At 45.7% G+C, this 12,418-nt stretch carries 9 protein-coding genes; 3 read left to right on the top strand and 6 right to left on the bottom strand.

The window, feature by feature from the left end:
* Positions 1–28 precede the first annotated feature (28 nt).
* The 4 genes from folK to sfsA form a co-directional block, all read right to left on the bottom strand.
* Entirely contained in the window at positions 29–511 is a 483-nt protein-coding gene (gene folK, locus QS795_RS13175) for a 2-amino-4-hydroxy-6-hydroxymethyldihydropteridine diphosphokinase (RefSeq protein ID WP_286272798.1), read from the bottom strand.
* Between the two features lie 70 nt (positions 512–581).
* Entirely contained in the window at positions 582–2,108 is a 1,527-nt protein-coding gene (gene pcnB, locus QS795_RS13170; RefSeq protein ID WP_220127909.1) for a polynucleotide adenylyltransferase PcnB, read from the bottom strand.
* Between the two features lie 378 nt (positions 2,109–2,486).
* Positions 2,487–2,942 (bottom strand): RNA polymerase-binding protein DksA, encoded by a 456-nt coding sequence (dksA, locus tag QS795_RS13165; RefSeq protein WP_006659320.1) that lies wholly within the window; start codon positions 2,940–2,942, stop codon positions 2,487–2,489.
* Between the two features lie 190 nt (positions 2,943–3,132).
* Entirely contained in the window at positions 3,133–3,849 is a 717-nt protein-coding gene (sfsA, locus tag QS795_RS13160) for a DNA/RNA nuclease SfsA (protein ID WP_286272796.1), read from the bottom strand.
* A 161-nt stretch (positions 3,850–4,010) separates the two neighbouring features.
* On the opposite strand from sfsA, the gene hrpB reads away from it, so the two are divergent.
* Both hrpB and mrcB read left to right on the top strand, forming a co-directional pair.
* Entirely contained in the window at positions 4,011–6,470 is a 2,460-nt protein-coding gene (gene hrpB, locus QS795_RS13155) for an ATP-dependent helicase HrpB (RefSeq protein WP_286272795.1), read from the top strand.
* Positions 6,471–6,701: 231 nt separating this feature from the next.
* A complete protein-coding gene (gene mrcB, locus QS795_RS13150) occupies positions 6,702–9,239 on the top strand; it encodes a bifunctional glycosyl transferase/transpeptidase (RefSeq protein WP_286272793.1) in 2,538 nt (845 codons plus the stop codon).
* Positions 9,240–9,443: 204 nt separating this feature from the next.
* Here the strand turns inward: mrcB and hemL are convergent, their stop codons facing one another.
* The gene (hemL, locus tag QS795_RS13145) at positions 9,444–10,733 is read right to left on the bottom strand and encodes a glutamate-1-semialdehyde 2,1-aminomutase (protein WP_154602416.1); all 1,290 of its coding nucleotides are present in this window, start codon (positions 10,731–10,733) and stop codon (positions 9,444–9,446) included.
* A gap of 237 nt (positions 10,734–10,970) precedes the next feature.
* On the opposite strand from hemL, the gene erpA reads away from it, so the two are divergent.
* A complete protein-coding gene (gene erpA, locus QS795_RS13140; RefSeq protein WP_132496746.1) occupies positions 10,971–11,315 on the top strand; it encodes an iron-sulfur cluster insertion protein ErpA in 345 nt (114 codons plus the stop codon).
* 236 nt (positions 11,316–11,551) lie between these two features.
* On the opposite strand, the gene btuF is transcribed toward erpA, so the two are convergent.
* On the bottom strand, positions 11,552–12,361 hold the full coding sequence (btuF, locus tag QS795_RS13135; protein ID WP_418055383.1) for a vitamin B12 ABC transporter substrate-binding protein BtuF: 810 nt from the start codon (positions 12,359–12,361) through the stop codon (positions 11,552–11,554).
* Positions 12,362–12,418: the final 57 nt, after the last annotated feature.

The raw sequence follows: 12,418 nt of genomic DNA, 5'->3' as shown, positions 1-12,418 counted from the left end.
CCTGAACGAGGTTAAACACATTAGGAATTTATTCCCAAAGCATTAGGCCATTTAGAGGGACGTGTGTAAGTCTTTCTGACAGTTTTTCACCATCAGGAAAAATCAGGGAAGGGGTAATGTCACTGAGCGGATAAAGCATAAACTCACGCTCTTTTAGCCCATAATGTGGAACAGTTAAGCGCTCGGTGTGGATCACTCGATTGCCAAACAACATGATATCGAGATCTAATGTTCTCGGCCCCCAGCGCTCATCTTTACGAACGCGGCCTAAATCTAATTCAATTTTCTGGGTGTAATTGAGTAATTCTTCAGGTTCGAGTTCAGTTTCCAGCAAAACTGCCAGATTGAGATAATCAGGTTGATCCTGTGGGCCGAGGGGTTTAGTTCGATAAATAGAGGAAGTGCTCACAACGCGAGTGCTTGGAATCGCATCTAATGCGGCAATCGCTTGTTGTGCTTGCTTCAGTGGCTCGCCTAAGTTGCTGCCAATGGCAATGTACACTTGCTCCATCTCTTTATCTCTCTATCTTAATCTCTCTATGGTGATCGCAACGACCGTTTAAGCCGCTGCGATTGAACCATTATGATTTATTCGGTTTTCTATTACCGGATTGTGATGAACGATGCGGACGCTGGCGGCGGCGAGTTGGGGCACTACCGAGTTCCGAGATCATTTCACGCTGTTTCTGTGCATTAGCTTGTTGGAAGTCATTCCACCATAAAGCGAGTTCTTGTAGCTCATTACGGTGTTCTACATTGGCTCGAAGCTCTAATAAATCAAAGGCAGCACGGAATTTAGGGTGCTCCATCAATTTATTCGCACGACGCCCTTGGCGACGTGGTAAGCGTAATTGCAACATCCAGATATCACGCATGGTGGTCGTAATACGTTTTGGTATTGCAATAGAGCGGCACTGTTCATCCAGTACATCGTTCATTGCCAGCGCAAAGGCATCATAGTAAGCAAGACCGCCTTCCTGTGATAGTTTCTCTGCGTGCTCAGTGACGGGATACCATAACATGGCTGCAAATAAAAATGCAGGGTTGACGCGCTTATCATTTTTTAGTCTGAAGTCGGTGTTTTTTAACACCTGTTCAATGACTTTTTCCATTGGTGAGTCACCATTCTCAGTGAAGCGGCTCGCAATCACTGGGAACAGTTGTTCAAACAGATGATACTGATTCAGCATTTTATAGGTGGCGTAACCATAACCTGCTTGAAGTAATTTTAATGACTCTTCAAACAGTCGTGCAGAAGGAATTTCACGCAGCAATGGAGCTAAGCGATGAATTGGCTCTGCGGTATTTGGCTCGATACGCATATTCAGCTTACAGGCGAAACGCACGGCGCGGATCATACGAACTGGATCTTCACGGTAGCGAGTTTCTGGGTCGCCAATCAAACGAATAACGCCATCTTTTAAGTCTTGTAATCCATTGACGTAATCGCGTACGGAGAAATCATCAATGTTGTAATACAGGCTATTGACAGTAAAGTCACGGCGGATAGCATCTTCTTCAATGGAACCGAAAATATTGTCGCGAAGCAGCATGCCATTTTGCGCTTGAGATGACAGGTTTTTATCATCGACTTCTTGGTCGTGGTGACCGCGGAAGGTGGCGACTTCAATAATTTCTGGGCCAAACATAATGTGCGCAAGGCGGAATCGGCGACCAACCAGTCGGCAATTACGAAATAGCTTGCGAATTTGTTCTGGGGTTGCATTGGTGGTGATATCGAAATCTTTTGGCTTTTGGCCTAATAATAAATCACGTACACCACCGCCAACTAAATAGGCTTCATAGCCATTTTTATTAAGGCGGTACAATACTTTCAGTGCATTTTCACTAATGTCATCACGCGAGATTATGTGTTGAGCGCGTGGAATAACGGTAATCGATTCTTGTTTCGTCACGGATGTTCGCTTCTGTGTTTGAGCATCGGAACGTTTAGAGGGACGAACCGCTTTCTTTGTTTGTCTCGTATTCTGGTCATGTCTAGTATTCTGCTCATGCCGAGTTTTCCTCTCAGATTTTTTCTCTGATGCAGAAGGAGTGACTGGCCTTTCACCGGCTGCCTGTGTGTCTCGCGCACCACGCTTTGGCATCGAGTCCTGTTCTGCGGACGATGCTGGTTCATTGCGAGATAAAATATTGCGGCAGAAATTTGCTACTCGGTTAAAAATAGTACACCTCGATGTCATTACATAGATTCATTAAACAAAATAAGCGGCTAATCATAGCTCACTGAAGTTTCTTTGAGAATGGTTAAACGAATAAAAGTCATGGCTAATTATTTTTTATATCAATTAAACCAGTGAATATTATACAAATTGTAGCTTTTTGCGCGAGACGCAAACGATAACAAATGTAGAGAAAATGAGAGAAATAAAGATGAGGAAAAGGGGAATTTAAACATTTTTGAGGGTGCGAATCCTTATAACGGCGCAGGGTTAATGCGCCGTTGAGGACTCCCAAAACAACAATTAGCCAGCCATCTGCTTTTCGCGGATCTCTGCTAATGTTTTACAGTCGATGCACAAATCTGCTGTTGGACGCGCTTCCAAACGACGGATGCCAATTTCCACACCACAAGATTCGCAGTAGCCAAAATCTTCATCTTCAACTTTCTTCAGCGTCTTTTCGATCTTCTTGATCAATTTACGTTCGCGGTCGCGGTTACGTAATTCGAGGCTGAATTCCTCTTCCTGAGCGGCTCTATCAACGGGGTCTGGAAAGTTAGCTGCCTCATCTTGCATATGAGTAACAGTCCGGTCCACTTCATCTCTGAGTTGATTGCGCCATGCTTCGAGAATGAGCTTAAAATGCGCCAATTGGGCTTCGTTCATGTACTCTTCGCCAGCCTTCTCATGATAGGGCTCAACCCCGGCAATGGCGAGAATGCTTAAGGACGATGTCTTACGTTTTTGCCCTTCTTGCATAATGCTTCTCCTACACACGCAAATTTTACAAAAACCCCAAGGGGGAAAATTTAAGGTCGCTATAAATATCAGAAGACAGCCGTCTTGGCAATCGTTCATGTGATGAGTTTTGTAATGCTGTGAGGACAAGCGTGTTTCTTCCCTTCACTAGCACTCCTAACTCGATGACCTTGTTTAAATATCGACTAATCTAAAATGACTTAGTCGGGGTGAAGCGAATTGATGTCCCTATTTGCATTTTTTGTTTAGATATATCCACTTGATAACACAGAACTTCGACGCCATTGGCTATAGCCTGTTCTAACAACGCTGCATATTTAGGATCAATATGTGCAGCCGCGGATACTACGTGGATACCGCTATGTAAAATTACAAACATAAGTATGGCGCGTTTTCCTTCTTTCGCAATCAAAGTCAACTCTCTAAGGTGTTTTTGTCCTCGGATTGTCTGAGCATCAGGGAAATAGCCATGGTTGTTTTCCAGCAAAGTCACTGATTTTACTTCAATAAAACAATCAGCTAAGCCCTCTTGAGTGAGTAAAAAATCAATCCGACTGTTTTCACTGCCATACTTCACTTCAGGGGTCACTATACTGTAGTCAGATAATTCTGGAATATGCTTTTTTGCCAACGCTTCTGCCACTAATTGATTCGCTCGCAGCGTATTAATACAAATTAGATGGTCATTTTTGGTCTGTGTTAACTCCCAACTGTACGGATATTTTCGTTTTGGGTTATCCGAGGTGGAGTACCACACGGTATCCCCAGGCGTTGCACAGCCTGTCATCGCCCCTGTGTTTGCGCAGTGTATTGTCATTTCCTCACCCTCGGGGGTGACGATATCCGCTAAAAAACGTTTATAGCGTTTAATTAAGATGGCTGATTTTAAAGGGGGGATAAATTCCATGTATTCTCCGTTTACCGCGTTGTTCGTGACATAACATAGCACCATGCTATAGATGGGGTTAGTTAATAGACAGTATTAATGCGTCATATTCGTTAATGCGACAATTTGTTAATGCTACAATGCTTCTCATAGAAAGTTAAACCTCATGGAGTTACCCCTTAGTGTTCCCTATCTTAGAAGTAAGCGATGACTTACTCGCTGCTTTAGCGAAATCCTCTCAAGTTCTGTTGCATGCACCGACAGGGGCTGGAAAATCAACGGTATTGCCGCTAGAAATCCTCAAAAGTGGGCAGATAGACGGGCGAATTATTATGTTAGAGCCGCGGCGTATTGCAGCGCGTTCAGTCGCCGCTCGCTTGGCGCAGCAGTTAGGGGAGTTGGTAGGGGAAAGCATTGGTTTACGTATGCGCTCAGAAAGCAAAGTGAGTGCAAAAACGCGTTTGGAAGTCGTGACGGAAGGGGTTCTCACTCGCCAATTACAAAATGACCCGATGCTTGAAGGTGTCGGATTGGTCATTTTGGATGAATTTCATGAGCGTAATTTGCAGGCCGATTTAGGGTTAGCGCTGTTGTTGGATTCTCAGCAAGCACTGCGGGACGACTTAAAAATTCTACTAATGTCCGCTACGCTGGATGATCAAGGGCTTAGCCAGTTATTTCCGGATGCGCCAGTGATCAGTTCACAAGGGCGGGCATTCCCTGTTCAACGGGAATATAAGCCTATCAATCCGAACAAACCGTTTCATCAAGAAGTCGCGAGCGCGGTTTGGCAGCTGATGCAGCAACAAACTGGCTCTTTGTTACTCTTTTTACCGGGTGTAGGCGAAATTGAGCGGACGAAAAGCGAGTTAGAAGGGTTAGTGACTGACGATGTGATGTTGTGCCCAATGTATGGCGCGCTATCAATTCAAGCCCAGCAACACGCGATTCTGCCTGCCCCCGAAGGAAAACGTAAGGTTGTGCTGGCGACCAACATTGCGGAAACCAGTCTCACCATCGAGGGGATCCGTTTAGTGGTGGATAGCGGTTTTGAGCGCGTAGGGCAATTTAACCCGCGAAGTGGGCTTACAAAGCTCATTAAAAAACGCATTAGCCAAGCTTCAATGACTCAACGTGCGGGGCGAGCAGGGCGTTTAGAAGCGGGTGTATGCTGGCACCTAATGAGCGCCGAACAAGCTGAACGTGCAGCACAATTTAGTGAAGCAGAAATCAATAATAGTGATTTAAGTGGATTATGGTTAGCGCTCCTTCAATGGGGCTGTCACGATATTTCCCAACTCCAATGGTTAGATGTTCCCCCTGAGGCGGCATTATCGGCAGCGAAAACCCTGTTATTCAAATTGGGTGTCACCGATGCCCAAGGGAAACTCACGTCGATGGGCAATAAAATGGCGGGAACGGGAACGTCAGTGCGTACTGCTGCCATGCTGTATCACGCGCAACAAACTCAAAATAAATCCGTTATTCAACTGGCTGCATTATTAACGGCAATTATTGAAGAGCCACCCCGTGGCGGAGTGATAGACCTACATACCTATTTAGAACGCCCGACGGAAAATTGGTGCAAACGCGCCTCTATCTTAAGTTGTGAGAAAGTTACCCATTCTTTAGGGAAAACTTCTGGGTTGATTAGTGAGTGGTTACCAACCTTACTTGCCGCAGGGTTTCCTGGCTATATTGCGAAATCCAGAGACAACCAAACCCGTTATCAATTAGCCAGCGGGTTAGGGGCCACACTGAATGATAATGACCCACTAATGGGCAATACATGGCTGATGGTAGCGGCATTATGGCAGTCAGAAACCTCGGCAGATGCGCGTATCTCCTTGGCATATCCTATTGAAATTGAAAAGCTTCAACAGGATTGCCCGCATCTTTTTAGCACTCAAGAGACAGTTGAATGGGATGAGCAGCGAGGAAGCTTGCTGGCATGGAAGCGCTTGCAATGTGGGCAGCTAGTCGTGAAATCTCAACGACTGACTAATCCAGAACCGGAAGAGATTAAAAAAGCGCTGGTTTACTGGCTTCAGCAAAATGGTTTGCAACAGTTAAACTGGCAAGAAAATACCCTACAGTTGCGCATTCGTTGTGAATTAGCGGCGCGTTATTTTCCTGACTCGCCATTGCCTGCAATGGATGATGAGACTTTACTCGAGACGCTTGATGAATGGCTAGCCCCCTATCTTAATGGCGTGACAAGCAAGAAAAAGCTACAAGAAATTGATTTAATGAATTTATTATTGAATCGATTGGATTGGCAGCAACGCCAATGGCTCGACAGCACTTTCCCTATGACCTATGTTGCCCCTTCTGGGAGCGAGGTAAGTATTCACTACGCGCTAGACAAGCCTCCGGTGGTTGAAGTTCGCCTGCAAGAAGTGTTTGGTGAAAAAGCCAATCCAACGGTGGCAAATGGCAAAGTGACATTAATATTATCATTGCTTTCACCGGCAAGGCGCCCTATTCAGATAACTCAAGATCTCGGTGCATTTTGGCAAGGGAGCTATAAAGAGGTACAAAAAGAGATGAAAGGGCGTTATCCAAAACATCCTTGGCCAGATGACCCTGCGAATGCTGAACCAACACGACAAACAAAAAAAGCGATGATGAGTGCGAAATAACCTAATTTTGTGCTCTAATAACGGGCTGTAAATTAGGCAATGGCGTCCAATAGGCAGCGTAAGGAAGTGTAATTAGGAGCTTTCTTCCGTGAAATTCCTTGAATTATGAGCCAAAATTAGCCTTATGTTACATTTACGCATCTGTAATTGTGCTTACGCACATGTCGTTATGTTTGCGCATACATAGTTAGATTTTAATGCCTATTTAGGTATAGGAGATATGGAGCGACCATGTCCGGTAAAGATTTTGAACCCATTGGCAGACGCAAAAGACGCGCTGCCGAGAAACAATCCTCCTCTTCACGCCGCCGTAGACGCCGCGATGATTATGATGAAGATCTGTATGATGACGAAGATATTGATGATGAATATCTTGATGATGAAGACGATGAAGAAGAGCAAATGACCAAAAAAGGCTCAAAAAAGAACAAACCTCGCAAGAGTAAATGGCGCTGGTTCTGGCTGCTAGTTAAATTAATGCTGGTACTCGCAGTGATACTGGCGGCTTACGGTTTTTATCTAAACCAACAAATTAAAGAGCGCCTTGATGGTAAGGTGTGGGACTTGCCTGCGGCGGTATACGGACGCATGGTAAACCTTGAGCCGGGTATGGATTACAGCCAAGCTGAAATGACCAACCTGCTTGAAGGGATGCAGTACCGTAAAGTCAGCAAAATCACCACATCCGGTGAGTTTGTGGTGAAAGGCAATACCATTGAAATTTTGCGTCGCCCATTTAATTTCCCAGACCAAAAAGAGGGGCAAGTCCTCGCGCGTCTGGTGTTTGAAAATGGCATGCTGAGCAAGATTGAAAATATTGAAAATGGGCGCTCGTTCGGTTTCTTCCGTTTAGATCCGAAACTGATCACCATGATGCAATCTGCGAATAATGAACAGCGTTTAGTGCTGCCAATGGCGGATTTTCCTGAATCCTTGGTGAAAATCCTCCTCGAAACGGAAGATAGAAACTTTTATGAGCATGATGGTGTTAGCTTATATTCTATCGGTCGTGCGGTGGTGGCGAACGTCACCGCGGGTCGCTCCGTGCAGGGGGGAAGTACCTTAACGCAGCAGTTGGTGAAAAACCTATTTTTAACCAACGAAAGAACCCTGAAACGTAAAGCTAACGAAGCCTTTATGGCATTGATTTTAGACTACAACTACAGCAAAGAACGCATTCTTGAGCTGTATTTGAATGAGGTCTATTTAGGGCAAAATGGTAATGACGAAATTCGCGGCTTCCCGCTGGCGAGTTTGTATTACTTTGGCCGACCAATTAATGAGTTAAGCTTTGACCAACAAGCATTGCTGGTGGGAATGGTGCAAGGTGCATCGACCTTTAACCCGTGGACTAAGCCACAAAATGCGATTAAACGCCGTAACATTGTGCTTAAAATCCTCGAAACCCGCGGTGTTATCGACAATGAGATGTACCAAGTTCTGAGCGCTCGACCACTCGGTGTGAAAAACAAAGAAGGGTTAGTCGCATCTCAACCCGCGTTTATGCAGATGGTGCGACAAGAGCTAAGTGAGAAGCTTGGGGATAAAGTTAAAGATCTCTCTGGTGCGAAAATCTTTACGACCTTAGATCCTGTGGCGCAAACGGCGGCGGAAAATGCAGTCGAGTTCGGCGTGGCTGATTTACGTAAAGCACGTAAATTGGATGATATCGAAGGTGCCATGGTGGTGGTTGACCGTATTAACGGCGAAGTGCGTGCAATGGTCGGCGGCTCTGATCCAAAATTCTCAGGCTTTAACCGAGCGTTGAATGCCCGTCGTAGCATTGGTTCTTTAGCAAAACCACCGGTTTATTTAACGGCATTAAGTGAGCCAGACCGCTTCCGTTTAAATACGTGGCTATCCGATGAACCACTGACTATCAAAGTCGGTAATCAAAGCTGGAGTCCACGAAACTATAGCCGTAACTTCAATGGCCGTATGATGCTGGTGGATGCATTAGCGAAATCACAAAATATTCCAACCGTAAACTTAGGGATGGAAATTGGTCTCGACCAAGTGATGAATACGTTTATCCGCCTGGGCGCACCAGAAAGTGCGATGGAAAAAGTGCCTGCGATGTTGTTAGGTGCGGTGAACTTAACGCCAGCTGAAGTGGCGCAAGTGTACCAAACCATTGGTGGCGAAGGTAATCGTGCAAAATTATCTGCATTACGTTCAGTGATTGATGGTGATGGCAAAGAGCTGTATCAAAGTTACCCATCCGCAGAGCGTGCCGTACCATCTCAAGCCGCTTATTTAACGCTGTTTGGTATGCAGCAAGTGGTACAGCAAGGGACTGGGCGCGTATTACTGAATAAATATGGTAAATACAATCTGGCGGGTAAAACGGGTACCACCAACGATCTGCGTGATAGCTGGTACGCGGGTATCGACGGTAAGGAAGTGGCTATTGTCTGGGTCGGTCGCGATAACAACGGACCAACACAGTTAACAGGCTCAACAGGGGCATTACGTGTTTATCAGCGCTATTTAGATAACCAAACGCCACTGACACTTATCAACCGAGCGCCAGAAGGGATAACCGACATGCGCGTCATGATGGATGGCCAATTTAGCTGCTCTGATTTAGGTGGCGGCAGAATGTTGCCAGTCTGGACAGAAGATCCGCAAAGCCTATGCCAAGGATCAGCATCGCAAGATCCGGCGTGGAATTTGAATGGGAATGGTGAGGCGCCGCAAGAAGATGGAGCAGCTCCTGACTGGGTGAAGGATATGTTTGGCGATTCTCCGTCATCCCGCACGCCGTAGCGTTGTTGGCTGCGGTCGCTAACCCTAGTCACATACTTGTGTATGCTCCTAGGGCTTAGCTCACTTGCCGCCTAGCTACAGCGCACGGGATTTAGGAGAATAATTTGTTTGATTGAAAACGAAAAAAGACCAAAAAATAGATAAAAAAATAGGCGCCGTCTTATGTAGATGGCGCCTATTTTTTTGAGCGGATTATTGCGGGGATTATTCGGCTTTGATTTTTGCCAGTGCAATTTCCGCGGCATCGATGGTGCGCTGGATATCTTCATCGCTATGAGCGACAGACATAAAGCCCGCTTCGAATGCAGATGGTGCTAAGTAAACGCCTTCTTCTAACATGTAGTGGAAGAATTTCTTAAAGCGAGTCACGTCGCATTTCATCACGTCTTGGTAGCAAGTTACAGACTCAGCGTCAGTGAAGAACAGACCAAACATCCCGCCCACATGGTTGATTACCATTGGCACGCCTTGTTCTTTAGAAACACGGGCTAAGCCACGAGCCAGCTTATCGGTCAGTTCTGTTAAGCGTGCATGAACTCCCGGTTGAGAGACTTCATTTAAGCAGGCTAAGCCAGCCGCCATCGCGACAGGGTTACCAGAAAGTGTGCCTGCTTGGTAAACCGGGCCGATAGGCGCTAATTTTTCCATCACTTCATAGCGACCACCAAAAGCACCCACTGGCATACCGCCACCGATGATTTTACCTAAACAGGTTAAATCCGGTTGTACGTTGTAGTGATCTTGAGCGCCACCGAGTGCAACACGGAAGCCAGTCATCACTTCATCGATGATCAGCAGTGCATTGAATTCATCACATAATGCACGCAGACCCGGCAGGAATTCTGCGGTTGGTGGAACGCAGTTCATATTGCCCGCGACAGGTTCAACAATCACACATGCCACTTCTTCAGGGTAGTTTTCGAAAGCTTGGCGTACAGAGGCTAAATCGTTGTATGTGCAAGTTAATGTATGCTTAACGAAATCTTCAGGTACGCCCGGAGAGTTAGGCTCACCCATGGTCAGTGCACCGGAACCTGCTTTCACTAATAGGCAGTCAGCGTGACCGTGGTAGCAACCTTCGAACTTAATAATTTTATCGCGACCTGTATAACCACGAGCAAGGCGGATCGCGCTCATGGTGGCTTCAGTGCCGGAGTTAACCATACGGATCATATCGATAGATGGCACTAACTCACACACCAGTTTTGCCATTTCCACTTCAGCAGCCGTTGGCGCACCAAAGCTTAAGCCTTTATTGACGGCTTTAATCACCGCATCGCGGATAGCCGGATGGTTGTGACCCAGTACCATTGGACCCCAAGAACCCACATAGTCAATGTAAGCTTTGCCATCGACATCATAAATGTAAGCGCCATCAGCGCGTTCGATAAATAACGGAGTACCTCCCACACCATTAAAGGCGCGAACAGGGGAGTTAACACCGCCAGGGATCAGCTGTTGGGCTTCATTATATAATTCTTCGGAATGGTGCATTGCAGGGCTCCTGAAAAGAGACTAAATAAAAAGTTGCCGCTATTCTAAAGCACAAGGGAGATTAAACCAATGCTATCAATCACAATGATGGATCAATCATAAAGATGAATAGTAACTCTGTGCTCAATTGTGTAACAACACTTGAACCAATGAGTCAGGTGACGGATAATTGAGAAATTGATCTAAGTAGGCTTTGCCTTACCTATGAATTTACCGGTCACCGGTCTGGAGTAATAAATGAGTGATGATGTAGCTCTGCCTCTGCAATTTACCGATGCAGCTGCAACCAAAGTCAAAGACTTAGTTGCCGATGAAAATAACCCAAATCTGCGTCTGCGCGTCTACATTACGGGCGGTGGTTGCAGTGGCTTCCAATATGGTTTTACCTTTGATGATCAAATCAACGAAGGGGATATGACCATTGAGAAACAAGGCGTTGCACTGGTTGTAGACCCAATGAGCCTGCAATATTTAGTGGGTGGAAGTGTGGATTATACGGAAGGGCTGGAAGGGTCGCGCTTTATTGTGACGAATCCTAATGCAAAATCCACTTGCGGATGTGGTTCGTCGTTCAGCATCTGATCTTTCGTTATATTTTGCGCTGTGGCGGTGTTGGCTTCGTTCAGCTACTCGGGTCACATACTTATGTATGCTCCCCGAGATATCCTCACTTGCCGCCTAGCCACAGCACAAACTATTTAGAAAGATTATTTCGTGAGATTTTAAACGAAAAAAATTAGTTTAATTATCTTATTGTCCTGTTGTATTAATTCTGCTCAAAAAATCCTGCTGTAATCTTAGATTTTTAACTTCTTTTCTTAGTTTGGTAGTGCGTTTAGTTGATCACATAGCTGCTCGGTGGCATTGATGATGCGGGGGCCGGCGCGGTAGAACCAATCCTCATTTAAGCGAATGATAGGGACATTGAGTTGAGTGCCCCAGAAAGCTTTGACGGCATTTTCTTGCTCTGGTGAGCCGGTCATGATGATGGCATCGGGCTTGCGAGCGAGAACTTGCTCGCGGCTGACTTGAGGCCATTGGACTGCGCTGTTTTCAAAAATATTCTGAGCGCCGCAAATTTTAACCACATCATTTTGAAGGGTATGATTACCAGCGCTAAATAATGGCTGAGTGCCGAGTTGAATAAATAATTGCTTAGGTTTCTTATTAGTATCTAATTTATCTTTTTGTATCTTTAGCGCGCTGCGCATTTGGCTGATATTTTTCTCTGCCACTTCAGGACGAGGGCTGTATTGTGCAAGTTCCTCCAATGAGGCGATAACGCCATCAATGCTTTGCGGATCAAAATAGACAATTGGAATCCCCAACGACGCTAGTTGATCTAATGGTCTCTGTGGGTTACCGCCTCGCCACGCTAAAATCAAATCCGGCTTTAAGGCAATAATTCGCTCCACATTTAACCCTTGCCAATCCGCAACTTGCTCAAGCTTTTTGGCAGAGTCGGGATAATCGGAATAGGCGCTTACGGCAACTAAGCTATCTCCCAATCCCACGGCATAAGCCAGTTCAGTATTAGCTGGCGATAAACTAATGATTCGGGATTTGGGGGCGGCGAATGCACTATTGATTAGGGTTAAGAAAAATAGAAAACCAATCAGTGAGCGCATGAGTTTGGTCGTTAGATTCATAGCATTACTTCACAAAGAGGTATTAGAAAAGGCATA

The sequence above is a fragment of the Providencia zhijiangensis genome (assembly GCF_030315915.2).
GTDB lineage: Bacteria > Pseudomonadota > Gammaproteobacteria > Enterobacterales > Enterobacteriaceae > Providencia > Providencia zhijiangensis.
This window is presented reverse-complemented; position numbering and strand designations above follow the sequence as displayed.